Raw genomic sequence first — 26,125 nt, forward strand, 5'->3', positions numbered from 1 at the left:
GTTTGCTTTCAACGCCAGGTTGTAGACCCTGTTGACTGCGGTTGGATGAAGTCGCGTAACGGCCGGTAAAGAGAGCCTGCCGCTACGGCTTCATTTTTCCGGAATACCGTTGGCCAGTATTTCCAGCATACGCGCCTCGTCGATCACCTCGACCCCGATGTCACGGGCCTTGTCGAGCTTGCTGCCGGCTTCTTCGCCGGCCACGAGGTAGTGGGTCTTCTTGCTGACGGAACCGGCGACCTTTGCACCGGCTGCCTCCAATTTATCCTTCGCTTCGTCGCGGCCCAGCGTAGGAAGGGTGCCGGTGATGACGAAGGTCAGGCCCGCCAAAGGCTTGGGCGCACGGGCGGCGGGCTCGCCCTCTTCCCATGTCAGGCCGCAGGCGCGCAACTGTTCGACCACCTCCCGGTTATGCGGCTGGTCGAAGAAGGTGCGCAGGCTCTGCGCCACCACCGGGCCCACGTCGTTGACTTCGAGCAGTTGCTCTTCGGTCGCGTCCATGATCGCGTCGAGCTTGCCGAAATGCTTGGCCAGGTCCTTCGCGGTGCTCTCGCCGACGTGCCGGATGCCGAGGCCGAACAGGAAGCGCGGCAGCGTGGTCTTCTTCGAGGCTTCGAGCGCATCGACGAGGTTCTTGGCCGACTTCTCGGCCATGCGGTCCAGCCCCGCCAGCGTGGTGAATCCGAGCTTGTAGAGATCGGGCAAGGTGCGGATGAGGTTGGCGTCGACCAGTTGCTCGACCAGCTTGTCGCCCAGCCCGTCCACATCGACCGCGCGCCGCGCCGCGAAGTGCAGGATCGCCTCCTTGCGCTGCGCCGCGCAGAACAGGCCGCCGGTGCAGCGGTAGTCGACCTCGTCCTCTTCGCGCACGGCCTCCGAGCCGCACACGGGGCACTGGTGCGGCATGGTGAACACCGGACCGCGCTGCTCGTCGGGCTTGGCGAGGCTCTCGGGCACCACGCCGACCACTTCGGGAATCACGTCGCCCGCGCGGCGCACGATGACCGTGTCGCCCACGCGCACATCCTTGCGGCGGGCCTCGTCCTCGTTGTGCAGCGTGGCGTTGGTCACCGTGACGCCGCCGACGAACACCGGCGCGAGCTTGGCCACCGGCGTGAGCTTGCCGGTGCGCCCGACCTGGATCTCGATGCCGAGCACCTCGGTCAGTTGCTCCTGCGCGGGGTACTTGTGCGCCACGGCCCAGCGCGGCTCGCGCGAGACAAAGCCCAGTTGCCGCTGCAGCTCCACGCTGTCGACCTTGTAGACCACGCCGTCGATGTCGTACGGCAAGGCATCGCGCTGGCGGCCGATGTTCTCGTGGAACGCTATGATTTCAATAGCACCCTTCGCACGTGCAGTCTGCGTTGCGACGGGAAATCCCCATGCATGAAACTGCTGCAGCCAATCGAACTGCGTCGAACAGTCAGGGCCGCCTTCGCTGGCCGGCGTCACTTCACCGAGCCCATAGGCAAAGAAGCTGAGCGGCCGCGCCGCCGCGATCGCCGGATCGAGCTGACGCACCGCGCCAGCGGCCGCATTGCGCGGATTGACGAACACCTTCTCGTTCTTCTGTCCCGCGGCGATCTTCTGGCGCTGGCGCTCGTTGAGCGCATCGAAATCGGCGCGCTTCATGTAGACCTCGCCGCGCACCTCGACCACGGGCGGCGCCTTGCCGGCGAGCTTCAGCGGAATCTCGCGCACGGTGCGGATGTTCTGCGTGACCTCTTCACCCACTTCGCCGTCGCCGCGCGTGGCCGCCCGCACCAGCACGCCGTGCTCGTAGCGCAGGTTCATGGCCAGGCCGTCGAACTTGAGTTCGCAGACGTATTCAACCTGCGGCCCGTCTTCGGCCAGGCCGAGCTCCTTGCGCACGCGTGCATCGAAGGCGCTGGCGCCGGCGGGAGTGATGTCGGTCTCGGTACGGATCGACAGCATCGGCACCTTGTGGCGCACCTTGGTGAAACCGTCGAGCACCTTGCCGCCCACGCGCTGCGTCGGCGAATCGGGCGTGCGCAGGTCGGGAAACTCCGTCTCCAGCGCCTGCAGGCGCTGGAACAGCTTGTCGTACTCGGCGTCGGGCAGTGCAGGCGCGTCGAGCACGTAGTAAAGATGGGCGTGCTTGTGAAGCTGTTCGCTCAGTGCGGCGGCTTCGCGAGCCGCTTCGTCGCGCGTCGTCATGGGGTTGTCTCCCGAAAGAATCGGATCAGCTGAAAAGGCGACGGGCCAACGGCGAGCCGGCCGCCAGGTCGCGCGCATCGAGCGTGTCGTAGAGCTGTTCGAGGTCGATGCCGATCACGTCCATCGTCTCGTCGCGCAGCAGTTGGCCGTCGCTGTCGGTCACCACGCCGTCCATTTCGCGGGCGAGCGTGGCGGCGGCTTCGCGCATGCGGCGGAACGGCTCTTCGCCGCGATCGACTTGCGGCACATCCAGGCTCAGGCTCAGCTCGCGGATGGCCGATTGGGCCGGATCGTCGGCCAGCGCGGCCTGGGTATCGAAAGCCAGCCCGAGGATCGGCGGCAGCCCGACTTCACCCGTCGGCAGCACCATGCGCCCCGGGATGATGCCGGCCACGAAACCAAGGCGCGCGGCGTTCTGCTGCACATAGCCCGGGCTCCAGGCTGCATGCAACGCGCGCAACACGAAGCCCAGTTGCGCATCGTGCGCGCTGGCGAACTGGTCGAGCTCGCGGGCACGCGCCACTTCGTCGAGCATCTCGGGAAACTCGGGCGAACCGTTGACCGAGTCAGCAAAGGCCTGCGCCTTCACCACGAACTCGGAGTACTCGATTTCATTGAGCGCGCCGGTGCGGTTGGCCAATTGCACACCCACCTGGAACGCGCTGTAGCGCTGGCCGGGCACGGGCGGCTCCCACTGGCCGTTGCGCTCGTTCAGGCCTTCGATGGCCACCGGCTTGCTGCCCGCGCGCCGCGTCGGCGGCATGGCGGCAATGGCGGCGTCGCCCGAGGCCAAGCCGTCCAGCGAGATCGGCGCGATCACGTCGATCAGCGGATCGAGCCCGCCGCGACGCTCGCCGGTCGCCACGGGCACACCGCTGGGCGCCGGCAGGTCGGGGTCGAACAGCGGCTCGTGGCGATCGGCGGTGCCCGACACCTGATGCGGGTCGACATGCAGCACCGGCTCCACGTCATCACCTGAAGACGACAGCGCGCGCTCGGCGTCGGCCAGCGCGGTGTCGACCGCATCGGGTTGGCGCGGCGCATTGCGGCGCGACATCATGGTTTCGTAGCCGACGACAGCCGCGAGAACGAGGCCACCGAAGATGGCCAGTGCAAGAGTGAGATTGCTCATGGGGCCGCCCGGTTCAAGCGGCTTCGACCATCGAGGCGGCCGATTCCATGTCGACCGCGACGATCCGCGACACGCCCTGTTCCTGCATCGTGACGCCGATCAGTTGCTCGGCCATTTCCATGGCGATCTTGTTGTGGCTGATGAAGAGGAACTGGGTTTCGCGGCTCATGGCGGTCACGAGTTTGGCATAGCGCTCGGTGTTCGCGTCGTCCAGCGGCGCGTCCACTTCGTCCAGCAGGCAGAAAGGCGCCGGGTTGAGCTGGAAGATCGCAAACACCAGCGCAATGGCCGTGAGCGCCTTCTCGCCGCCCGACAGCAGGTGGATGGTCTGGTTCTTCTTGCCGGGTGGCTGTGCCAGCACCTGCACGCCGGCATCGAGGATTTCGTCGCCCGTCATCACCAGCCGTGCATTGCCGCCGCCGAACAGCTCGGGGAACATGCGGCTGAAGTGCTCGTTGACGATCTTGAAGGTGCCGCCCAGCAGATCGCGGGTTTCGGCGTCGATCTTGCGGATGGCGTCTTCGAGCGTGCCGATGGCTTCGTTCAGGTCGGCCGACTGGGCATCGAGGAAGGTCTTGCGCTCGCTCGCAATGGCGAGTTCGTCGAGCGCGGCCAGGTTCACCGCACCCAGCGCGACGACTTCGCGGTTCAGGCGGTCGATTTCGCTTTGCAGGCCGGTCAGGCGCACCTTGTCGGTTTCGATCGACAGCGCCACGGCTTCGAGGTCGGCGCCGGCGTCGTCCAGCAGTTGCTGGTACTGCTCGACGCCCAGGCGCGCGGCCTGTTCCTTGAGCTGAAATTCGGTGATGCGTTGGCGCAGCGGATCGAGTTCGCGTTCGAGCTGCAGGCGGCGTTCGTCGCTCGCGCGCAGCTTGAGCGTGAGGTCGTCGTACTGGCTGCGCGAGGCCCCCAGCGAGGTTTCGCGTTCGAGCTTGAGCGACAGGGCGTCCTGCAGCCCGGCTTGCGCGGCGGCATCGGACAGGCGGCTCAGTTCGGCGCGGGCGCGCTCGTCTTCGTCGGTGAGCGCCACGACCTGTTGCGAGGCGGTTTCGATGGCGCGGTTGAGTTCGCCGCGGCGGGCTTCGAGCGTGCGTTGCGAGAAGGTGGCCTCTTGCGCCTGGCGTTCGAGGCTGCGGTGCTGCTCGCGGCTGGCCGTCAGCGCACGGCCGGCGTCGATCACGCGTTCGTCGAGCTGGGCATGCCGCTCCTGGCTATCGGCCAGTTGCATGTCGAGTTCTTCGAAGCGGCCTTCGGCGGCGATGCGCTTTTCTTGCAGCTCTTCGAGTTGCGCGTCGACTTCGCCGAGGTCGGTGGCCAGTTGCTCGCTGCGCGCACGGGTCTGCTCGGCGAGCTGCGTCATGCGCAGCGTCTCGACCTGCTGTTCATGAGCGCGCGACTGGGTGTCGGCCGCTTCGCGCCGCGCCGTCACCAGTCGCGAGGCGGCATCGCCATAGGCGGCTTCAGCACGAATGAGCGCGGTGCGCGCTTCTTCGTTGATGAGCGTCTGGGCTCGAAGCTGGCGCTCCAGGTTTTCCATTTCCTGCTGGCGGGCCAGCAGGCCGGCCTGTTCAGAATCGGGCGCGTAGAAATTGACGCTGTGCGAGGACACGGCATGGCCGCTCTGCACATAGATGACTTCGCCGGGCTGCAGCGTGGCGCGCTGGGCCAGTGCCTCTTCGAAACTGGCCGCGGTGTAGCAACCATGGAGCCAGTCATTCAGCAAGGCTTGCTGGCCGGCATCGTTCAGGCGCAAGAGGCTCGACAGGCGCGGCAGCGTGGCCGAACCCTGTGGCGCACCGGCGGCCGGCGGGCTGTAGAAGGCGAGCTTGGCGGGCGGCGCGTCGTTGCCGAAGGCGCGCACCATGTCGAGCCGGCTGACTTCGAGCGCACCCAGGCGCTCGCGCAATGCGGCTTCGAGCGCGCTTTCCCAGCCCTGCTCGATGTGGATGCGGCTCCACAGCCCTTGCAGGCCATCGAGCCCGTGCTTGGCGAGCCACGGGGCCAGCTTGCCGTCGGTCTTGACCTTTTCCTGCAAGGCGCGCAGCGCTTCAAGCCGGGCCGAGTACTCGGCGTGGCGCGCACCTTCGGTGTTCACCGCCTGCTGTTTCGTGCGGCGGTCGTCGTCGAGCTGCGGAACGGCTTCCTGCAGTTCCTGCAGGCGTGCATCGGCCTCGCTGGCAACTTCCTGGGCGGCGGCCAATTGCTCCTGCATTTCGAGCAGGCGGGCTTCGTCGGGCGCGGCCAATGCGTTCTGGTCGGCGCGCAGGCGTTCGCTGCGCTGCGTGAGCTGGCGGCTCTGGTCTTCGATGTTGCGCTGGTCGGCGGCCAGCACCTGGATCTGCTGCTGCACCTGCGACACGGTCGTGCGCTGGGTGTTGGCCTCGTCCTGCGCGCGCTGCACGGCTTCTTCGAGCTCGGGCATGCGCGCGTCGTGCTCTTCGAGCTGCGCGGCCAGCAGGATGGCCTGCTCTTCGGCATCGACGCCCTGCCCGGCCAGCGTTTCGATCTCGGCTTCGGCATCGGTGCGGCGGGTGCCCCACTGGCCCATCTGCTCGCGCAACTGCACCAGGCGCTGCTCGACGCGCTGGCGGCCTTCGACCACGAAGCGGATCTCGCCTTCGAGCCGGCCGACTTCGGCACTGGCTTCGTACAGCTTGCCCTGCGCCTGGTTGACCTGGTCGCCGGCCGCGTAATGGGCCTGGCGCACAGTTTCGAGTTCGGCTTCGATGCGGCGCAGGTCGGCGGTGCGCGATTCGAGGTCGTTGATGGCCTTTTCGGAATCGGCCTTGATCTTGGCCTGGTCGGCATCGCTCTCGCTGCGCTTGAGAAACCACAGCTGGTGCTGCTTCTTCGTGGCTTCGCCCTGCAGCATGTTGTAGCGCGCGGCCACCTCGGCCTGCTTCTCCAGCTTTTCAAGGTTGGCGTTGAGTTCGCGAAGAATGTCTTCGACCCGCACGAGGTTTTCGCGCGTGTCGCCCAGGCGGTTCTCGGTCTCGCGGCGGCGCTCCTTGTACTTGGAGACACCAGCGGCCTCTTCGAGGAACAGGCGCAGTTCTTCGGGCTTGGATTCGATGATCCGGCTGATCGTGCCCTGGCCGATGATGGCGTAGGCGCGCGGGCCCAGGCCGGTGCCCAGGAACACGTCCTGCACGTCGCGGCGGCGCACCGGCTGGTTGTTGATGTAGTAGCTGCTGGTGCCGTCGCGCGTGAGCACGCGCCGCACGGCGATTTCGCCGAACTGGTTCCACTGGCCGCCGGCGCGGTGGTCGGCGTTGTCGAACACCAGTTCCACGCTCGAGCGGCTGGCCTGCTTGCGGGTGGTCGTGCCGTTGAAGATCACGTCCTGCATCGACTCGCCGCGCAACTCCGATGCACGCGACTCGCCGAGCACCCAGCGCACCGCATCCATGATGTTCGACTTGCCGCAACCGTTGGGACCGACCACGCCGACCAGTTGACCCGGCAGCAGGAAGTTGGTGGGTTCGGCGAACGACTTGAAGCCCGAAAGCTTGATGGAATTAAGACGCACGACTTGTCGGCCTGCCTCGACGTAGCGCCAAGGTATTGATTTGTAAGGAAAATTGCACGGGCCTGCAGCTTGCAGCAGACCGCCGCCCCAGCCGTGGATGATAACGTCAGGGCATGAGCGATTCCCCGGTTTCACCCCCCCCTGCCGCACGACGCATCTGCCTGCTGGCAGGCACCGCCGCCCTGCTCGGTCTGGCCGGCTGCTCGTCGGTCCGTACCACCGATCGCGCCGAGCCCTACGCCGGCCAGGAATGGCTGCAGTCCGGCACCAACCGCATTGCCAACCTGTCGCTGCGCGACAACCTGCAATCGATCCGGCGCGTGCAGAACACCTTGTACCGGCGCAACCCGCGCGAATGGCGCAAATCGGCGCCCAGCATGGACGAAGCCACCCAGCGCACCTGGGATGCCGCACTGAAAGACGGCACGCTGCCCGAATTGCATGGCGCCACCGGCATCGATGCCGTCCGGCTGGCCTTCGAGACCGGACCGCAGGCCTACCAGGGCGATCGCGTCGCGGCGCTGGTCTACGGCTGGGTCACGATGCTCAAGCAGGCCAACGGCAACACATGGGACCAGACCATGATCGACGGCATCGACGCCGAAAACAGCTACCGGGTCGCCCGCAATTTCGACATCTCGCTCTGGCTGATCTCTTCCAAGACCGGCCCCGACGGCCAGCCGCTGCTGCTGGCCACCGAGATCAGCGACCGTGGCCGCAACCTCGTGGCCGACCGCGAACTGTCCAAGGTGATCGCGCGGCTCGACCTGCTGGCCGCGCAGGCCGACGAAAAGTACCGCCGGGCGGCACTCGACTTCGGCCAGAACTGGATCATGGGCGTGGTCATGCCGCTCTTCACGCTGGTGCCCAAGTAAGTCAGCAGACAAAACGGCCCCCTAGAATGAATCCGCCCTTCACCCCTCAACCCATTCGAGGCTGCAGCAACTCATGAGCTCCATCAATTTCATCGGCGGCGAAAAAGGCGGAGTCGGCAAGTCGGTCACGGCGCGCGTGCTGGCGCAGTACTTCATCGACCACAGCCGTCCGTTCACGGGCTTCGACACCGACCGCTCGCACAGCTCGTTCACCCGCTTCTACGAAGGCTTTGCCTCGCCCGTGGTGGTCGACAGCTTCGAAGGGCTCGACACGGTCGTGAACGGCTTCGAGACCAACCCGCAGCAAAGCGTGATCGTCGACCTCGCGGCCCAAACGCTGGCGCCGCTGTCGCGCTGGATCAAGGAATCGGACCTGTTCGACGTGTTCGCCGAGATCGGCGTCACGGTCAACTTCTGGCATGTGCTGGACGACGGCAAGGACTCGACCGACCTGCTCGGCTCGCTGATCGACACCTTCGGCAACCGGCCCAACTACATCGTGGTGCAGAACTACGGACGCGGCAGCGACTTCGGCATGCTGCTGGCTTCGCAGTCGCTCTCCAAGGCGACCGCCAATGGCGCCCGCGTGATTGCGTTGCCGCGTTTGCATGAAGCCAGCATGCGAAAGATCGATGCGCAGAACACCAGCTTCTGGAAGGCCGTTCATGACCGAGAAGGCGTGCATGCCCTGGGGCTGCTGGAGCGCCAGCGCGTGAAGTCGTGGCTGGCCACGGTCTATGCCGCGTTCGACACCTTGCCTTTGTAGTTCCTGAGGGGTGCACGCCGCTACGGAACGACGGCGCCCCCACCCAACGCCTTGTAGAGCGTCATCGTCGCGTTGAGCTGGTTCAATCGATTCTGGGCCAGCGACACCTCGGCGGTGCGGCGCCTGTCCTTGGCGTCGAGCACTGGTTGCAGCGCCGTCGCGCCAGCCTTGTAGCGCACTTCAGACAGCCTCTCTGCACGCTGCGCCTGCTGCAGCGCCAGCACCAGTTTTTCGCTCTCATCGCGCAATTGCGTGCGCGACGACAGTGCGTTCTCCACTTCGGACAACGACGTGTAGAGCGACTGGCGAAAGCCGAGCACCGCTTCTTCGTATTGCGTCTGCGAAACGGCTACGGTCATCCGCGCCGTGTTCCATTGCAGGAACGGCAACACCAACCCCGCGCCGAGCGTGCCGACCGGGTTCTTCAGCAGTTCCCCCAATGCAGTGCTCGACGTGCCCAGCGAGCCGGTAAGACTCAGCGTCGGATAGAAGCCGGTTCGGGTCGCATCGACATTCACCAGCGATCCGCGCAAACGCTGCTCGGCTGCCCGCAGGTCGGGGCGACGGCCCAACAGGCTTGCCGGCAGGCCAGCGTCGATGACCGGAAGCTCAAGGGTCGGCAACTGCGACGGCTCCACCGCCATCACCTCGGGCGGCTGATCGAACAGGATCGCCAGCGCATTGCGCGCTTCGACGCGCTGCTGCAGCAGTTGGGTGTGCGCCGCTTCCTGGCTCGCCAGGTTCTGGCCTGCCTGCGCCACGTCCAGCCCCGAAACCGCCCCGGCGGCGTACTTCACGCGCACCAGCGCAAGAATGCGCCGGCCGTCCTCGATGCCGGCTTCGCTCAACGCGATGCGCTGGTTCAGGTACCCCGTCTGCCAATAGAGCCCTGCCGTGGTGCCCACGAGCGCAAGCGCCGCGGCCTGCCGGTCGGACTCGGTGGCCTTCAGCTCCCAATCGGCTGCGCTGCGCAATGCAGAAAGCCGGCCCCACAGATCCAGCTCGTAGCTGAGCGTCACCACCGAGCTTGATGTGGAGGCGGCCGCGCCACCGCGCTTCAGGTCGTAGCTGCGGTTCGTATTGGCCTGCCCCACCACGCCGGGCGTGAGGTTCGTGTTGGCCAGGCCTGCCTGCAACTGCGCGCGCTGCACGAGAATGCCCGCTGCGGCAAGGTTGCTGTTGGTGCGCAGCGCGCTGTCGATCAAGGTGTCCAGCTGCGGGTCGTTGAAGGCGCTCCACCAACGGGTCGCCGGCATCGCAGCGGCATCCACCGCTGCGGACTGCGCCTGTTGTTGCTGCTGCCACGCCTGCGGCATCTCAATCGGCCGCTGCTCCCGCCGCTCCGGCTGGAACGCGGTGCACCCGCCGAGCGCCAACACCACGGCGACCGCGCTCAGTCGAAGGCAAAGACGCGCCCTACTCACGAGCCAGCGCCTCGATCGGGTCCAGCCGCGCTGCATTGCGTGCCGGCAGGTAGCCGAACAACACGCCGATCAGCGTCGCGCACAAGAAGGCCGACACCACGGCGCCTATCGAAAAGATCATTTGCCATTGCTTCACGAAAAGCGAAAACACAAAACTGATGCCGTAGGACAGCGTCACGCCGATGAACCCACCCACGAGGCACACCAGCACCGCCTCGGTCAGAAACTGCTGCAGCACGTCGCTCTGGCGCGCGCCCACGGCCATGCGAATGCCGATCTCGCGGGTGCGCTCGGTCACCGACACCAGCATGATGTTCATCACGCCGATGCCGCCCACCACCAGCGAGATCACCGCGATCAGCGACAGCAGCAGCGTGAGCGACTGGCTCGTGCGCTCGGCCGTCTTCACGATGCTGTCCATGTTGAAGGTGAAGAAATCCTTGCTGCCGTGCCGCATGGTGAGCAGCTTGACGATGCTGTCTTCCGCCGCCTTGGTCGGCTGGTCGTCGCGGATGCGCACGGTGATGTTGTCGAAGTACTGCTGCCCGAACAGCCGGCTGGCGCCCGTGCTGTAGGGCAGCCAGATGTTGAGCGACTTGTTCTCGCTGAACATGCTCTTCTTTTCCTGCGACACGCCGATCACCGTGCACGGCAGGCTGCCGACCAGGATGACCTTGCCGACCGGGTCGGTGCCGTCCGGGAACAGCTTGCGCCGCGTGTTCTGGTCGATCACCACCACCTGGGCCTGCTGCCGCACGTCGTTTGCGTTGAAGGCCGCGCCGCTGGCCATCTGGATGTCGCGCACGCGAAAGAAGCTGTCGCTGACGCCGTTCACGCTGCCGTTGATGTCGATGTTGCGGTAGCGCAGGCGCAGGCTGCGCGTGGTCGCAGGCGTCACGCTGTGCACATAGGGTTGCGCCGCAATCGCCTGCAGGTCGGTCGGCAGCAGCGTCCGGATGCTGGACGCCTTGTCGTCGCCGAAATCGTGGCCGGGGTAGATGTCCAGCGTGTTGGTGCCGATGGCCTTGATGTCCGACAGCACGAAGCGCTTGGCGCCCTCCCCGATGGCCACGATCGACACCACCGAGGTGATGCCGATGACGATGCCCAGCATGGTCAGCGCGGTGCGCATGCGGTGCGCCATCATCGAGCGCCATGCCATGCGGAAGGCCTCGGCAAAACGGGCCCAGCCCGTGCTGAAGCGCGCGATGCCCAGCTTGGGCGGGCTCACGGCGGGTGTTACCGCATCGGTCTCCACGGCCTGCGCGGGTGCCGCGACAGTGGGCACATTCGGCCGGTCGCCCACGATCACGCCGTCGGCAATCTCGATGATGCGTTCAGTGCAGCTCGCCACCTGCATGTCGTGCGTCACGATGATGATGGTGTGGCCCTGCGCATGCAGCTCGCGCAGGATGGCGATGACCTCTTGCCCGCTCTTGCTGTCGAGCGCGCCGGTCGGCTCGTCGGCAAGGATGACCTGGCCACCGTTCATCAGCGCGCGTGCAATGCTCACCCGCTGCTGCTGGCCGCCCGAGAGCTGGCTCGGCCGGTGCTCGGTGCGGTCGCCAAGGCCCAGCCGCGCCAGCAGTTGGCGGGCACGCGTCTCGCGCGCTTCGCCGTCGGTGCCGGCATAGACGGCGGGCACCTCGACATTGCCCGTGGCCGTCAGGTGCTGCATCAGGTGGTAGCGCTGGAAGATGAAGCCGAAGTGCTCGCGCCGCAGCTCGGCCAGCGCGTCGCTGTCGAGCGTGCCGACGTCCTTGCCCGACACGGTGTAGGTGCCGGTGCTGGGCCGGTCGAGGCAGCCGAGGATGTTCATCAGCGTCGATTTGCCCGAGCCCGAGGCGCCGACGATGGCCAGCATTTCGCCGTTGCCGATGTCCAGGTCGACGTCTTTCAGCACCTGCACTTCCTGCTCGCCCGAAGGAAAGCTGCGGCCGATGCCGCGCAGCGTCAGCAGGGGCCGGTTCGCCTGCGGCTGCGTCACTGGCGCTTACCTCTGCCGCCGTTGCCGCCGCCGTCGTCCGACTTCTCCAATGTCGAGGGATCGCCGGTGATGACGTTGTCGCCTTCTTTCAAACCTTCGAGCACCTGGGCCTGGAAGTTGTTGGTGATGCCGACGCGCACGAGCCGCTTTTCAACGCTCTGGTCGGCCTTGAGCACGCGCACTTCCTGGCGGCCGTCCTTGTCGCGCGCGCCGAGCGCGGTCAGCGGCACGGTCAGTGCCTGCTTGGCTTCGCCCAGCATGATCGCGACCTGCGCCGTCATGTCGACGCGCAGCGTGCGGTCAGGGTTGGGCACGTCGAACAGCGCGTTGAAGAACACCGCGTTGTTGATCTTCTCGGGCGAAGGCTGCACCGCGCGCAGCGTGCCGTGGTAGCGCTTGTCGGGGTCGCCGAGGATGGTGAAGTACACCGGCTGCCCCGGCTTCACGCGCACCACGTCGGCTTCGGACACTTGCGCCTTGACCGTCATGGTCGACAGATCGGCCAGCTTCATCAGCGTGGGCACCTGGAACGAGGCCACCACCGTCTGGCCTTCGAGCGTACTGATGGACACCACGTCACCATCGATGGGCGCCACGATGCGCGTGTACGAAAGGTTGGTCTGCGCCGAGGCCAGCGCCAGTTTCTGCTGGCGGATCTGCGCGTCCAGCGACACCGCATCGGCGCGCAGCGCGCGAAGCTCGGCATCAGCGCTTTCCATGTCCTGCCGCGCGGCGGCGTCCTGCGCGAGCATTTCGCGCTGGCGTGCCCAAGAGAGTTCGGCCTGCTTGACGCGCACTTCCTTCGCCAGCTTCTGCGCCTGCAGGTTCTCCAGCTTGGCCTGTTCCTGAGCGAGCGAATTCTGCGAGATGACCGGATCGATCTCGGCCAGCCAGTCGCCCTTCTTCACGGTCTGGCCGAGCACGACCTTGAGCGACTTGAGCTGGCCGCTGACTTGCGCACCGATTTCAACCTGCCTGAGCGCCTGCAGCACGCCGGTGGCGAGCACCGCGTTCTCGAGGTCGGCGCGCTGCACTGGGGCGGTGAGGTATTCGGTCTTCTTGGCCGGGCTCAACAAGAAGAAGGCGGCGATGGCGACAACAACAAGGGCGGTGATACCGACAAGGAGCTTGCGCGATCGCCGCGGTGGGGTGTTGGGCATGCAATGAGATGAGAGAGTGAAACACGCTGCTGGAGCGGATCGATCCTATCCTTGCTTACTTAAGGCCTGCTAAAGGGGCAATGCCGCCAGGGGACTTTTGCCCGATCCGGCAAAGGAAAAGCCTCGCCGACTCTTGCGAGTCTGCGAGGCCCATCGGATTCCATTGAATGCAGCCGCTACCGGCCACCGCTTGTTCAGCGCGCGCGGCGCGAGCGAACCAGCAAGGTGATCAGCAGCAACGAAAGCACCGTGAACGCAACGAACGACCAGTTCGCCAGCGTCAGGCCGAACAGCGTCCAATCGATCTTGGAGCAGTCGCCGCCGCCACGGAAAATCATCGGCAGTGCGCGCTTGAGCGGGAAGGTCTCGATCATTCCGTAGAGGTCGCGCCCGCAGGACACGACTTCGGGCGGATACCACTGCAGCCAGCTCTGCGAGGCCGCCGTATAGGCGCCGCCGATGGCCGAGACCAGGGCCAGCAGGCCGCCAGTGATCTGCAAACCCCTGTTGCGCAGCGCACCGGCCAGCCCCGTGAAGAGCGCCACCAGCACCAGCGCATAGCGCTGCACGATGCACATCGGGCAGGGTTCGAGCCCGACCACGTGCTGAAGGTAGAGCCCGAAGGCCAGCATCAGGACACAGGCCAGGCAGATCAGCCCATACGCGCGGCGCGGCGCGCCGAAGTACCAATCGATCAAGGAGATACCCATTCTTCTTCGACGAACACCCTGGCCTTGCGTGGATTGGCAACGACGGTGTCGCCTTCCTTCAAGCCCAGGTCGCGGAACTGTTGCGCAGGGAGTTGCGCTTCGATGATGGTTCCGGAGCCCGGATTATCTGGATTCGATTCGGTGGGCTCAAGTTCCAGCCTTGCGATGGGTCCGACAACAATCGCGCGCGACAGTGTGGCGACGATGCCGGTGGCGCCGGTCACGTAGCGTGTCACATCCAGGTCATGTGGCCGCACGTAGGCCAGCGCCTTGGCGTCGCGCGCGCCGCTGTGCTCGGGCGAATCCAGGCGCATGCCGTCGAGCTGCACCGCGCCGTTGTCCGCGCGGCCATGGAACAGGTTCACATCGCCGAGAAAGCCGTACACGAAAGGGCTCGCGGGCTTGTCCCACACGTCCTGCGGCGAGCCGACCTGTTCGATCTGGCCCTTGTTGATGACCACCACACGGTCGGCCACTTCGAGCGCTTCTTCCTGGTCGTGCGTGACGAAGATCGAGGTGACGTGCAGCTCGTCGTGCAGCCGGCGCAGCCAGCGGCGCAGTTCCTTGCGCACCTTGGCGTCGAGCGCGCCGAAGGGCTCGTCGAGCAGCAGCACCTTGGGTTCCACTGCCAGCGCACGGGCCAGCGCGATGCGCTGGCGCTGGCCGCCGGACAGTTGCGACGGGTAGCGGTCGGCCAGCCAGTCGAGCTGCACCAGCTTGAGCAGGTCGGTCACCTTGGCCTTGATCTGCGCGTCGCTTGGGCGCTCCTTGCGCGGCTTCACGCGCAGGCCGAAGGCCACGTTCTCGAACACGGTCATGTGGCGGAACAGCGCGTAATGCTGGAACACGAAGCCCACCTGCCGCTCGCGCACATGCACGTCGGTGGTGTCTTCGCCCGAGAACAGAATGCTGCCGGTGTCGGCCGTTTCCAGCCCCGCGATGATGCGCAGCAGCGTGGTCTTGCCACAGCCCGAGGGGCCGAGCAGCGCGACAAGCTCGCCCGACTCCACGTCGAGGTTCACGTCACGCAGGGCGCGGAAGTCGCCGAACTGCTTGCTGATGTTGCGGATTTCGATGCTCATGATCTTGTTCTTTCTCTCTCAGGCTGCCGTGGGCTCGGGCGGGCGTTCCGGCGGCAGCTCGGCAATGGCCTTCATTTCGCGCTCATGGCGCCATTCGATGACCGACTTGATCACCAGCGTGACCAGCGCCAGGATCGCCAGCAGCGAAGCTACGGCGAAAGCGGCCACCGACTGGTATTCGTTGTAGAGCACTTCCACGTGCAGCGGCATGGTGTTGGTCTGGCCGCGGATATGGCCCGACACCACCGACACCGCGCCGAACTCGCCCATGGCGCGCGCGTTGCACAGGATCACGCCGTACAGCAGGCCCCACTTGATGTTGGGCAGCGTCACGCGCCAGAAGGTCTGCCAGCCGGTCGCGCCCAGCACGATGGCGGCTTGTTCTTCGTCGGTGCCCTGCGCCTGCATCAGCGGAATGAGTTCGCGCGCGATGAACGGGAAGGTCACGAACACGGTGGCCAGCACGATGCCGGGAACGGCAAAGATGATCTTGATGTCGTGCTCGGCAAGCCACGGGCCGATCCAGCCCTGTGCGCCGAACACCAACACATAGATCAGGCCGGCGACCACAGGCGACACCGCGAACGGCAGGTCGATCAGCGTGGTGAGCAAGGCCTTGCCGCGAAACTCGAACTTGGCGACGGCCCAGGCCGCGGCCACGCCGAACACGAGGTTCAGCGGCACCGTGATGGCGGCCGTGATCAGCGTGAGGCGAATCGCGCTCCAGGCGTCGGGCTCCTTCAGCGCGTCGAGATAGGCGCCGACGCCCTTGCGCAATGCCTCGGTTGCCACGGCTGCAAGCGGCAGCACGAGGAACAGGAACATGAACGCGAGCGCAATGCCGATCAGCAGCCAGCGCACCCACGGTGCTTCGGTGGTGCCGGCCTGTGCGCGGCGAATGACTTTGGAAGGTGCGCTCATGTCAGGCTCCTGCGCGGCGGCGTTGCCATGCTTGCAGGCCGTTGATGACCAGCAGCAGCACGAAGGAAATGACCAGCATCACTAGAGCGACAGCAGTGGCGCCCGCATAGTCGTACTGCTCGAGCTTGCCGATGATGATGAGCGGCGTGATCTCCGAAATCATCGGCATGTTGCCGGCGATGAAGATCACCGAGCCGTACTCGCCGATGGCACGCGCAAAAGCCATGGCAAAGCCGGTGAGCAGCGCGGGTGCGATCGACGGGAAGATCACCCGCGTGAAAGTCTGCAGCCGCGTCGCGCCGAGCGAGGTCGCGGCTTCTTCAAGCTCTTTCTCCGCGTCTTCCAACACCGGCTGCACCGTGCGCACCACGAAGGGCAACCCGATGAAGATCAACGCAATCACAATGCCCGCCGGCGTGAAGGCCAGCTTGATGCCATGCGGCTCCAGCAGTTGCCCGATCCAGCCATTGCCCGCGAGCAGCGCGGTCAGCGAAATGCCGGCCACGGCAGTCGGCAACGCGAACGGCAGGTCGACCAGCGCGTCGACGATGCGCTTGCCCGGAAACTTGTAGCGCACCAGCACCCAGGCCACGAGCAGGCCGAACACCGCATTCACCACGGCCGCGATCAACGAGGCGCCGAAGGTCAGCCGGTACGACGCCATCACGCGCGGCGCGGTCACGGCCACCCAGAACTGCTCCCAGCTCAGCGTGAAGGTCCTGAAGACCAGCGCCGACAGCGGGATCAGCACGATCAGGCAGAGATAGAAGATCGAGAAGCCGAGCGTGATGTGAAAACCGGGCAGCACGCGCTTGGCGCCCCCTGCCCGATTGGCACGCGAAAAAGGCGCTCCCGCGGACGGGAGCGCCGACGAAACAGCGCCGCTCATTTACTTCGCGCCAGGCGTGTAGAGCTTGTCGAACTGGCCGCCGTCGTTGAAGTGCACCTTCTGCGCTTCGCCGAGGCTGCCGAACAGTTCTTGCACCGTGAAGAGCTGCAGCGGTTTGAAGGTCGATGCGTACTTCTTGAGCACGGCTTGCGAACGCGGACGCAGCGCGTGCTTGGCGGCGATTTCCTGTGCTTCTTCGGAGTAGAGCCAGTCGAGGTAGGCCTTGGCCAGTTCGCCCGTGCCCTTCTTGTTGACGGTGCGTTCGACCACGGCCACCGGGTTCTCGGCCACGATGCTGATCGACGGATAGACCGAATCGACCTTGCCGGTGCCGAATTCACGGTCGATCGAGACCACTTCCGATTCGAAGGTGATCAGCGCATCGCCGATGTTGCGTTGCAGGAAGGCGGTGGTCGCGTCGCGGCCGCCGCGTGCCAGCACCGGCACGTTCTTGAACAGCTTGCCGACGAACTCGGCGGCCTGCGCATCGGTGCCGCCCTTCTTCTTGATGTAGCCCCAGGCCGCGAGGTAGGCGTAGCGCCCGTTGCCGCCGGTCTTGGGGTTGACGATCACGACCTGCACGCCCGGCTTGACGAGATCGTCCCAGTCCTTGATGCCCTTGGGGTTGCCGTTGCGCACGAGGAACAGCATGGTCGACGTGGTCGGCGATGCGTTGTCGGGGAATTTCTTAGTCCAGTCCTTCGCGACCACGCCGGTGTTGGCCAGGAAGTCGATGTCGGTCGAGGTGTTCATGGTCACCACGTCGGCATCGAGGCCGTCGGCCACGGCGCGTGCCTGGGCGCTGGAACCACCGTGCGACTGGTCGATCTTGACGTCCTTGCCGGTGGCCTTCTTGTAGTGCGCCACGAAGGCTGCGTTGTAGTCCTTGTAGAACTCGCGCGCCACGTCGTAGGAGGCGTTCAGCAGCGATGTGCCTTGGGCAAAAGCTGTGCTGCCGGCGAATGCGGAGGACGCCAGCGCGAGCACGGCGACGAAGGTCTTGATTCTGGAAGTCATGTAGTTGCCAGGTTTTCTGAAAATTCACGCCCCGCCGACCAGGCGGCGGGTTCGTCGGTCAACGATTGCAGCAGCGCCAGGCCGAGCGGCCAGTCTCCGTGCCCCGAATCGATGTTGATGTGGCCCGCATTCTGCATGCGCACGAACTCGCTGCCCCAGGCGCGGGAATAGGCTCCCGCCAGCCGGATGGGGCAATAAGGGTCGTTGCTGCTGGCCACCACGATGCTGCGATAGGGCAGCGCCGCGTAGGGCACGGGCGCGAAATCCGACAGCACCGCGCGGCGCTCGGGGTCGGCCGGTGCCACCAGCAGTGCGCCTTGAATGCGGGCAGCCGCCGCCGCCGGCAGGTGTGCCGTGGCGATGCAGCCCAGGCTGTGCGCCACGATCACCACCGGGCCGGTGGTCTCGAGCACCAGCTTGGCCAGCGTCGACACCCAGGCGTCGCGCTTGGGCGAAGCCCAGTCGTCCTGCGCCACCCGCGCAGCGCCCGGAATGCGCGCTTCCCACAGGCTCTGCCAGTGGCCGGGCCCGGAGTCGCGCCAGCCCGGCACGATGATCACGCGAGTCTGCATGACGGATGCGGCCCGCGGCTTACTTGTTGGGCTGCGGCGTGATGCGCAGGTAAGGCTTGACGGCCTTGAAGCCCTTGGGGAAGCGCTCCGCCAGCTCGGCCGGGTCCTGGATGCTCGGCACGATGACCACGTCGTCGCCGTCCTTCCAGTTCACGGGCGTTGCCACCTTGTGGCTGTCGGTGAGCTGCAGCGAGTCGATCACGCGGATGATTTCGTCGAAGTTGCGGCCGGTCGATGCCGGGTAGGTGATGGTGGTGCGGATCACCTTCTTCGGATCGATGATGAACACGCTGCGAACGGTGGCGGTGGCCGAGGCGTTCGGGTGGATCAGGTCGTACAGGTCGGCCACCTTGCGGTCGGCGTCCGCAATGATCGGGAAGTTGACGGTGGTGTTCTGCGTCTCGTTGATGTCCGAGATCCACTCCTTGTGCTTGGTGGCCGGATCGACGCTCAGCGCGATGGGCTTGACGCCGCGCTTGGCGAATTCGCCCGACAGCGCCGCGGTCTTGCCCAGTTCGGTGGTGCACACGGGCGTGAAGTCGGCCGGGTGCGAGAAGAACACGACCCACGAATCGCCGGCCCACTGGTAGAAGTCGAGGGGGCCTTCGCTGGAATCCTGGGTGAAATTGGGGGCGGTGTCGCCGAGTCGCAAAGTAGCCATGGTCGCTCCTGAATGGATGGGAGCCTTGGATTGTGCGAAGCCCGGCAAGGATGACAAACGAATATCTACTTGTTTGGTTATGGCGTTTTCCGCATATCGGCGTGCAGATCGCAGGGTTCCCCGTCCGGCCTGAGCAAAGGCGCGCCCTCGACGCCCTGCAGGTGCTCGAAGAGGAAATCGATCAGCCGGCGCACCGCCGGCACCAGCGCCCGCCGTGGCGGGAACACCATGTGCGCGACGGCCTCCTCCGGCCCCCAGTCGCACAGCAGCTTCACCAGCCGGCCCGCCTCGATGTCGGCGGCGCACATGTAGCCCGGCAGCAGCGTGGCGCCGATGCCGGCGACGGCGGCGAGCTGCAGCGTCGCGATGTCGTCCGCCACGTAGCGCGGCGTGTGCACATGCACGTGGCTCGCCCCGTTCGGCCCCTTGAGCCGCCATTCGCTGCGGCCCTCGCCGTTGACCGACATCGCCAGGGTGTCCAGCCGCGCGAGGTCGGCCAGCGTTGCCACCGGCCCCTGTCGCTGCAACACCGCCGGACTGGCCACCAGCACCCCGCGGCCGGTGCCCAGGATCTTCGCCACCAGCGTCGCACTTTCCTCCACGACGGGCCGCACCCGCAAGGCGATGTCGAAGCCTTCCTCGATCAGGTCCACCGGACGGTTGATGACCCGCACGTCGACCCGCACCGCCGGATAGCGCTCCATGAACATCGGCAGCAACTGCGACACCCCGCTGTACGCCATGGTGATCGGAACGCTCAGCCGCACCAGCCCGCTCGGCTCGTTCTGCACCTGCGCCACCGACTCGGCCGCGGCCTGCGCCGCATCGCGCATGGCGGCTGCGTGCCGAAGGTAGATCTCGCCCGCCGGCGTGAGCGACAGGCGCCGGGTGCTGCGCTGCATCAGCTGCACGCCCAAGCGCTCCTCCAGCTCCGCCACGCGGCGCGACAGGCGCGACTTGGGAATGCCCAGTGCCCGGCTGGCGGCGGCGAACCCGCCGCGCTCGGCCACTTCGGCGAAGAAAACCATATCGTTGAGGTCTTGCATGGCGTCGATTGTCCTGCAATCAGGACGATCTATGCAAATTTTGGCTACTTATCAATCACTCGACTCAAAAATAGAATTCTCCCAACGCCGGCCACTTTGAGCGCCGACACCATCCACACGAAAGTGATTGATATGAAGCTGCTCCACGTCGACTCCAGCATCCTGGGTGCCTATTCGACCTCCCGCCTCCTGACCGCGGAAACCGTGGCCGCCTGGAAGGCCGCCCACCCCGACACCACCGTCGAGTACCTCGACCTCACCGTTGACGCCCCGTCGCATTTCAGCGCCGACGCCATCGCCATCAAGACCGGCCCGCAGGCCGAGCCGACCGAAGCCCAGAAACGCGAAAACGCGCTGTCGGAAAAGCTGGTGAGCCAGTTCCTGGCGGCCGACGTGGTCGTCATCGGCGCACCGCTGTACAACTTCTCGATCCCGACCCAGCTCAAGGCCTGGATCGACCGCCTCGGGCAAGTCGGCCGCACCTTCAAGTACACCGAAACCGGCCCCGTGGGCCTGGCCGGCGGTAAGACGGTGATCGTGGCTTCGAGCCGCGGCGGCGTCTACTCGACCAGCGACTGGGGCCAGGGTGCCGAGCACCAGGAGAGCTACCTGAAGGTGGTCTTCGGCTTCTTCGGCATCACCGACGTGCGCATCGTGCGCGCCGAAGGCGTGGCGATGGGCGACGAGCCCAAGGCGAACGCACTGGCTGCCGCGCGCTCCGACATCCTGGTAGCGACGGCCGAAGCCGCGAACCAGAAGGACGTCGCCCAGGTCGCCTGAGCCCAGGCCTGCGCCAAAAACAAAGCCGCCCTTCGAGGGCGGCTTTTTCATGGGGCGATCGCCCGGAAGTTCGTCAGGCGGCCGAGTGGCTCTTGATCCAGGCCACGTACTTGTCCATCCAGCCCTGCAGGAATTTCTTCGAGCCTTCGTTGCCGATGTGGCCCTTGTCGTCGAACAGGTCGTCCTTGGTCTGCAGGAACACTTCGGGCGCGCCGAGCGTGGGCACGTCGAGGTAGGCCAGGATGTTGCGCAGATGCTGCTGCGCCAGCGCGGTGCCGATGGCACCCACCGAGATGCCCACCACGCCGGCCGGCTTGCCGCCCCAGGCGTTCTGGCCGTAAGGACGCGAGGCATGGTCGATGGCGTTCTTCAGCACGCCGGGAATCGAGCGGTTGTATTCGGGCGTCACGAACAGCAGGCCCTGTGCCGCCGCGATTTCGCTCTTGAGCCGCTTGACCGCCGGCGCCTGGTTGCCGTCTTCGTCCTGGTTGTAGAGCGGCAGGTCGTCGATGCGCAGGTGCTCGAAGGTGAAGTCCGACGGCGCCAGGTGCGCGAGCGCCAGAGCCAGCTTCTGGTTGTAGGAATCCTTGCGAAGGCTGCCGACGATGACGGCGATCCGGGTTTGGGCCATGGGGGAAACTCCTTGAAATGAAGAGGTCGAAATGACGAACGCGATTATGCGAAGCGCTCAAGACCTTTTCCCGAAAAGTTCTTGCGTTCTGGAACACTTCGTTGTGCGCGACGCGCAAGCGCGTTCGCCAGGCGATCAAGCCCGGTGCACAGCAGCCAGTAGATGGCGCCCACCAGCATGAAGATTTCCGCCGGGAACACCATCGTTCGCGCGTTCACCTGCGAGGCCACGAACGATAGCTCACCCACGCCGACGATGTAGGCCAGCGAACTGTCCTTCACCAGCGTCACCCACTGGTTGATGAACGACGGCAGCATCATCCGCAGCGCCTGTGGCAGCACGATGAAGCGCAAGGTGCTCCATCGCGTGAGGCCGAGCGACAGCCCCGCCGCCCACTGCCCCGCACCGATGCCGCGAATGCCCGCGTGCACCGCATGCGCCAGGTAGGCGCCGCCCACCAGCGACAGCGCGCACATCACCGACAGCACGCCCGGCACGCTGATGCCCAGCGCGAACGGCAGCAGGAAGTAGGTCCAGAAGATCAGCATCAGCACCGGGATCGCGCGGAAGAACCCGAGCACCAGCGTGAGCGCGGTCTTCAGCCAACCCCGTGCGGTCGCCAGCCCGATGCCCCACGCCAACCCCAGCACCGCCGAGGCGATGCCCGACCCGGCACTGAGCAGCACCGTGAGCGCCGCGCCACCAAGCTGCCCGTTCGGGAACGCGCCCCACAGCAGGTACGGCAGGCTGTCCCACAGCGTCTCGATCACTGTTGTCATGCCGCCCTCCCCGACGCCGGTGCCTGCCGCCGCGCCGCCCAAGCGGCCAGCACCTCGATCGCGCCGATGGTCACGATGTAAAGCAGCGTCGCGAAGCCGAAAGCCTGGAAGGTCTTGAAGGTCTCGGCCTCCACCTGCCGCGACGCATACGACAGCTCGACCAGCCCCACCGCCATCGCGAGCGAGGTGTTCTTGACGATGTTCATGTACTGCCCCAGCAGTGGCGGCAAGGCGATGCGCAGTGCCTGCGGCAGCACCACATTCGCCAGCACCTGCGCACGCGTGAAGCCAAGGGCGGATGCTGCGAGCGTCTGCCCCACAGGCACCCCGCGAATGCCCGAGCGGATGTCTTCACCGACATAGGCGGCCGCATACAGCGTCAGCCCGACAAGCGCCGACAGCAGCTCGAACGACAGCACATGCCCCGCATAGAGCCATTCGCGCACGGCTTCAGGCAGCACGCTCGGCGCGCCGAAGTACCAGAAGAAAAGCTGCACCAGCAGCGGCGTGTTGCGAAACAGCGAGACATACGCGCCCGTCGCGCGCAGCAGCGCGGGACTGCTCGACGAACGACCCGCCGCGATGACAACGCCGAGCGCCGTGGCGCCCGCCGACACCAGCAGCGAGGTCCACAGCGTCGTCAGCCAGCCGTCGAGCAGCCAGCCCAGGTAGCGAGGCGCGAGCAGTTGCTCGCGCAGCAGATCGATCAAGGCCGCATCGACTTCAGTTGGCGGCAGCGACGCGCTGGTCGCCGATCTTCAGCAGGCGCGGCAGCGGCGCCTTGCTGTTCGGGCCGAACCAGGTGTCGTAGATGGCCAGCGCGCGGCCGTTCTTCTCGCTGTCGACCAGCCAGGTGTTCAGCGCTTCAAGCAGTCGCGTCTCGCCCTTGGGCACGGCCGCGCCAAGGTATTCCTTCGACACGGTGATCGCCGGGATCTCGTACTTTTCCTTGTCGGGAATCGCATTCCACTGCGCCGTGAGCTTCACGCCGTCGTTGGTGATGGCCTGCACATTGCCGTTGCGCAATGCAGCCAGCGCAAAGGGTGAATCGTCGTACAGCACGACCTTGGCGTCGGGGTAGTTCTTGCGCAGGTTGGCTTCCATCGTCGTGCCCTTCTCGGTGCCGATGCGGATGTCCTTGATCTGCGCGGCATCTTTCAGCACGCCCTTCTTTGCCAGGAACTGCTGGCCGACCAGGAAGTAAGGCGTGGTGAAGTCGACCGCCTTGGCGCGCTCGTCGGTGATGGTGAAGCTCGCGAACACCACGTCGACCTTGCCCGAGGTCAGCAGCGGAATGCGGTTGGCGGGGTTGGTCGGCACCAGCTCGATCTTCACGCCCAGGCTCTTGGCGAATTCGGTTGCCAGGTCGATGTCGTGGCCCACCTGCTTCTTGCTGGTCGCATCGATGTAGCCGAAGGGCGGGTTGCCGTCGAAGGCGGCCACGCGCAATACGCCAGCCTTCTTGATGTCGTCGAGCTTGTCGGCCCATGCGGTGCCGCCGAAGGAAAGAAAGCCGGCGGCCAGCGCCAGGCTTGAAACGATGAATGTGCTGCGGGTCATGTGCCTGCTCTTCAAAATGGAAAGCCGCGACTCTAGGCAGCGCGTGCACTGGCACCAACGAAGCAAATCCCGCTTGCATATGAACCCGTGACTTGCGCATGAGCAAATGCAAAAAGCTTCGTGGTGCGATGGCGTAGGAACTTCTACATTCGCCGGCCTCTCGCCAACTCTTTCTTCAAGTCCGCGCGCCTGCGCGGCAGTTTCATGAATCCCATTCATTCGTTCACGCCCGCCCTGTCGCGGCGCCTGCTGCTTCGCGCCGGTGTCGGCGCCGCAGCCACTGCCGCCGTCGCGCCGCTCTTCGCGCAATCGCGCGCCAAGACCTTGCGCATCGGCTACCAGAAGTTCAACACGCTCAACATCCTCAAGGGCACCGGGCAGCTCGAGAAGGCGCTCGAGGCCGCCGGCGTGAAAGTGGAGTGGGCCGAGTTCCTCGGCGGCAGCCAGTTGTCGGAAGCACTGGCCGCCGGTGCCATCGACTTCGGCCATGCCTCCGACGGCATCGGCGTGTTCCAGCAGGCCAGCGGCAAGGGCCTCGTGTACCTCGCGGCGGAAAGCCCCTACCCCGGCGGCGTCGGCTTCCTGGTGCCGCGCGATTCGCCGATCCGCAGCGTGCGCGACCTGAAGGGCAAGCGCGTCGTCACCGGCCGCGGCTACAACACGCAGTACGTGCTGATCCGCGCGCTCGAAGCCGCGGGCCTGCGCTACGAAGACATCGAGCCGGTCTACATCACCACCGCCTCCGACACGGTGGCCGCCTACCAGTCGGGCAGCGTCGCGGCCATTGGCCTGTGGGACCCGTTCCTTGCCGGCGCGCAGGTCGCGACCGATTCGCGCCTGCTGTTCGACGGCACCGGCCTGAGCGGCAACCGCACCTACCATTTTGCGCAACCCGGCTATGCACGTGCCAACCAGGAGATCCTGCGCACCGTGTTCACCGAATTGCGCATGGCCAACGAATGGGCGCAGGCGCATCCGGGCGAAGTGGTGTCCACGCTGTCGCCGCAGCTCAAGGTCGAGCCCAAGGTGCTGGCGCTTGCGACCGAACGGCGTCAATATGGCGTAGTCGCGCTCACGCCCGCCATTGCCAGGGAACAGCAAGGCTTGGCCGATGTGTTCGCGCAACTCAAGCTCATTCCCAAACCCATCGAGGTGAAGGACGCCTTCCTGGACCTGAACCTCGTCTGAAACGCCTGCTCACGTGACCACGTCTTCCCACTACGACGTCATCGTCGTCGGCCTCGGCGCCCTCGGCGCAGCCACCCTCTACCAACTCTCGCAGCGCGGCGTGCGCGTGCTGGGCATCGACCAGTTCGCGCCGCCGCACGACCAGGGCTCTTCGCATGGCGACTCGCGCATCACGCGGCTGGCCGTGGGCGAAGGCGACGACTACGTGCCCTTCGTGCAGCGCTCGCACGCGATCTGGCGCGAACTCGAAGCCCGCACCGGCAAGCCACTGATGACCACCACGGGCGGCCTGATCCTGGCGCCGCGCGACCGCGTGGCCGAGCACCACGGCAAATCTGATTTCGTACGCCGCACCATCGCCTGCGCCGAGCGCTTCGGCATCGCGCACGACGTGCTCGACGCGGCCGGCATCCACGCGCGCTTTCCGCAGTTCAAGCTGCAGGGCAACGAGATCGCCTACCACGAGCACGACGCCGGCTTCGTGCGGCCCGAGGACGCCATCGGCGCCCAGCTCGCCGTGGCCCGCGCCTCGGGCGCGCAGACCCGCACCGGCGAGCGCGTGCAGTCGGTCGAGCCCGTGGGCAATGGCGACACGGTGCGGGTTCGCACCGACACGGCCAGCTTCACGGCCGATCGCGTCGTGGTCGCGGCCGGTGCATGGCTGCCCGAATTCCTCGGCCGGCAGGCCCGTGCCGACTGGCAGGCGAACTTCTCGGTGCACCGGCAGGTCATGCACTGGTTCGACGCAGGCAGCGCCGCCGCCGACTTCGCGCCCGGCCGCTTTCCCATCTTCATCTGGATGTTCGGCGACGGGCAGGAAGACTACATGTATGGCTTCCCGGCTTCCGACCCATCGCAGCCGGCGCTCAAGGTCGCGACCGAGCAGTACGTCGAAAGCACCACGCCAGACACCATCGACCGCACCGTGAGCCCGGAAGAAACCGCCGCCATGTACCGCGACCGCGTGGCCGGTCGCTTTCCGCAGATCGATGGCCGCGCGCTCAAGGCACGCGCCTGCATGTACACCGTGACGCCCGACCGCAGCTTCGTGATCGATGCGCTCGACGGCCTGCCCCGCGTGCTCATCGCCTCGGCCTGTTCGGGCCACGGCTTCAAGCACTCGGCCGGTCTGGGCGAAGCCATTGCCGAGCATGTGCTGGGCCGCACCAGCTCGCACGGATTCGACCTGAGGCCTTTTGCCCGACAGCGGTTGCTGGGGAAGGAAACAACCTAGAGCA

General features: G+C 66.0%; 23 protein-coding genes. 5 read left to right on the forward strand and 18 right to left on the reverse strand.

Annotated features, from left to right (window positions below; translation table 11 throughout):
* Positions 1-90 precede the first annotated feature (90 nt).
* Genes ligA through smc form a run of 3 tightly spaced genes read right to left on the reverse strand, consistent with a single transcriptional unit; the run spans position 91 to position 6,839 of the window.
* Positions 91-2,178, reverse strand: a complete 2,088-nt coding sequence (gene ligA, locus ACSFB7_RS00865; RefSeq protein WP_435466172.1) for an NAD-dependent DNA ligase LigA — start codon at positions 2,176-2,178, stop codon at positions 91-93.
* 25 nt (positions 2,179-2,203) lie between these two features.
* A complete protein-coding gene (locus ACSFB7_RS00870; protein ID WP_435466174.1) occupies positions 2,204-3,310 on the reverse strand; it encodes a cell division protein ZipA C-terminal FtsZ-binding domain-containing protein in 1,107 nt (368 codons plus the stop codon).
* Between the two features lie 13 nt (positions 3,311-3,323).
* A complete protein-coding gene (gene smc / locus ACSFB7_RS00875; protein WP_435466176.1) occupies positions 3,324-6,839 on the reverse strand; it encodes a chromosome segregation protein SMC in 3,516 nt (1,171 codons plus the stop codon).
* 113 nt (positions 6,840-6,952) lie between these two features.
* Between smc and ACSFB7_RS00880 the strand changes: the two genes are divergently transcribed.
* Both ACSFB7_RS00880 and ACSFB7_RS00885 read left to right on the forward strand, forming a co-directional pair.
* Positions 6,953-7,714 (forward strand): hypothetical protein, encoded by a 762-nt coding sequence (locus ACSFB7_RS00880; RefSeq protein ID WP_435466178.1) that lies wholly within the window; start codon positions 6,953-6,955, stop codon positions 7,712-7,714.
* Between the two features lie 73 nt (positions 7,715-7,787).
* Positions 7,788-8,480, forward strand: a complete 693-nt coding sequence (locus tag ACSFB7_RS00885) for a P-loop NTPase family protein (RefSeq protein WP_435466180.1) — start codon at positions 7,788-7,790, stop codon at positions 8,478-8,480.
* Between the two features lie 20 nt (positions 8,481-8,500).
* Here the strand turns inward: ACSFB7_RS00885 and ACSFB7_RS00890 are convergent, their stop codons facing one another.
* The 11 genes from ACSFB7_RS00890 to ACSFB7_RS00940 form a co-directional block, all read right to left on the reverse strand.
* Complete coding sequence (locus ACSFB7_RS00890; protein WP_475545391.1) at positions 8,501-9,904, reverse strand: efflux transporter outer membrane subunit; 1,404 nt, start codon at positions 9,902-9,904, stop codon at positions 8,501-8,503.
* Positions 9,897-11,891: a macrolide ABC transporter ATP-binding protein/permease MacB gene (macB, locus tag ACSFB7_RS00895; protein ID WP_435466184.1), complete on the reverse strand. Its 1,995-nt coding sequence runs from the start codon at positions 11,889-11,891 to the stop codon at positions 9,897-9,899. The genes ACSFB7_RS00890 and macB overlap by 8 nt, the downstream gene beginning before the upstream one ends.
* Positions 11,888-13,051, reverse strand: a complete 1,164-nt coding sequence (gene macA, locus ACSFB7_RS00900; protein ID WP_435466186.1) for a macrolide transporter subunit MacA — start codon at positions 13,049-13,051, stop codon at positions 11,888-11,890. Before macA ends, macB begins: the two co-directional genes overlap by 4 nt.
* Positions 13,052-13,245: 194 nt before the next feature.
* Positions 13,246-13,761, reverse strand: coding sequence for a disulfide bond formation protein B (locus ACSFB7_RS00905; RefSeq protein WP_435466188.1), 516 nt, complete (start codon positions 13,759-13,761; stop codon positions 13,246-13,248).
* Entirely contained in the window at positions 13,746-14,843 is a 1,098-nt protein-coding gene (locus tag ACSFB7_RS00910) for a sulfate/molybdate ABC transporter ATP-binding protein (protein WP_435466190.1), read from the reverse strand. The genes ACSFB7_RS00905 and ACSFB7_RS00910 overlap by 16 nt, the downstream gene beginning before the upstream one ends.
* Positions 14,844-14,861: 18 nt before the next feature.
* Positions 14,862-15,764: a sulfate ABC transporter permease subunit CysW gene (gene cysW, locus ACSFB7_RS00915; protein WP_435466192.1), complete on the reverse strand. Its 903-nt coding sequence runs from the start codon at positions 15,762-15,764 to the stop codon at positions 14,862-14,864.
* Between the two features lies 1 nt (position 15,765).
* A complete protein-coding gene (cysT, locus tag ACSFB7_RS00920; protein ID WP_435466194.1) occupies positions 15,766-16,653 on the reverse strand; it encodes a sulfate ABC transporter permease subunit CysT in 888 nt (295 codons plus the stop codon).
* Positions 16,654-17,670, reverse strand: coding sequence for a sulfate ABC transporter substrate-binding protein (locus tag ACSFB7_RS00925; protein ID WP_435466196.1), 1,017 nt, complete (start codon positions 17,668-17,670; stop codon positions 16,654-16,656).
* The gene (locus ACSFB7_RS00930) at positions 17,667-18,242 is read right to left on the reverse strand and encodes an RBBP9/YdeN family alpha/beta hydrolase (protein ID WP_435466197.1); all 576 of its coding nucleotides are present in this window, start codon (positions 18,240-18,242) and stop codon (positions 17,667-17,669) included. The genes ACSFB7_RS00925 and ACSFB7_RS00930 overlap by 4 nt, the downstream gene beginning before the upstream one ends.
* Positions 18,243-18,261: 19 nt before the next feature.
* On the reverse strand, positions 18,262-18,903 hold the full coding sequence (locus ACSFB7_RS00935) for a peroxiredoxin (RefSeq protein WP_116907531.1): 642 nt from the start codon (positions 18,901-18,903) through the stop codon (positions 18,262-18,264).
* Between the two features lie 77 nt (positions 18,904-18,980).
* Positions 18,981-19,949 carry a LysR family transcriptional regulator gene (locus ACSFB7_RS00940; RefSeq protein WP_435466199.1) on the reverse strand — a complete coding sequence of 323 codons (969 nt, stop codon included), beginning with the start codon at positions 19,947-19,949 and terminating at the stop codon, positions 18,981-18,983.
* A gap of 132 nt (positions 19,950-20,081) precedes the next feature.
* Here ACSFB7_RS00940 and ACSFB7_RS00945 point away from each other — a divergent pair, with 132 nt between their 5' ends.
* The gene (locus tag ACSFB7_RS00945) at positions 20,082-20,729 is read left to right on the forward strand and encodes an FMN-dependent NADH-azoreductase (protein ID WP_435466201.1); all 648 of its coding nucleotides are present in this window, start codon (positions 20,082-20,084) and stop codon (positions 20,727-20,729) included.
* Between the two features lie 73 nt (positions 20,730-20,802).
* On the opposite strand, the gene ACSFB7_RS00950 is transcribed toward ACSFB7_RS00945, so the two are convergent.
* From ACSFB7_RS00950 to ACSFB7_RS00965, 4 genes are read right to left on the reverse strand one after another with little or no spacing between them, the layout of a single operon-like run.
* A complete protein-coding gene (locus ACSFB7_RS00950; protein ID WP_435466203.1) occupies positions 20,803-21,360 on the reverse strand; it encodes an NADPH-dependent FMN reductase in 558 nt (185 codons plus the stop codon).
* Between the two features lie 44 nt (positions 21,361-21,404).
* Positions 21,405-22,139: an amino acid ABC transporter permease gene (locus ACSFB7_RS00955; RefSeq protein ID WP_435466205.1), complete on the reverse strand. Its 735-nt coding sequence runs from the start codon at positions 22,137-22,139 to the stop codon at positions 21,405-21,407.
* A complete protein-coding gene (locus tag ACSFB7_RS00960) occupies positions 22,136-22,840 on the reverse strand; it encodes an amino acid ABC transporter permease (RefSeq protein WP_435468040.1) in 705 nt (234 codons plus the stop codon). Before ACSFB7_RS00960 ends, ACSFB7_RS00955 begins: the two co-directional genes overlap by 4 nt.
* A gap of 22 nt (positions 22,841-22,862) precedes the next feature.
* A complete protein-coding gene (locus tag ACSFB7_RS00965; protein ID WP_435466207.1) occupies positions 22,863-23,699 on the reverse strand; it encodes an ABC transporter substrate-binding protein in 837 nt (278 codons plus the stop codon).
* Between the two features lie 204 nt (positions 23,700-23,903).
* Here ACSFB7_RS00965 and ACSFB7_RS00970 point away from each other — a divergent pair, with 204 nt between their 5' ends.
* Both ACSFB7_RS00970 and solA read left to right on the forward strand, forming a co-directional pair.
* Entirely contained in the window at positions 23,904-24,887 is a 984-nt protein-coding gene (locus tag ACSFB7_RS00970; protein ID WP_435466209.1) for an aliphatic sulfonate ABC transporter substrate-binding protein, read from the forward strand.
* A 13-nt stretch (positions 24,888-24,900) separates the two neighbouring features.
* Entirely contained in the window at positions 24,901-26,121 is a 1,221-nt protein-coding gene (gene solA / locus ACSFB7_RS00975; protein WP_435466211.1) for an N-methyl-L-tryptophan oxidase, read from the forward strand.
* Positions 26,122-26,125: the final 4 nt, after the last annotated feature.

This window comes from Variovorax raffinosi (assembly GCF_051216615.1).
Taxonomy (GTDB): Bacteria; Pseudomonadota; Gammaproteobacteria; order Burkholderiales; family Burkholderiaceae_C; genus Variovorax.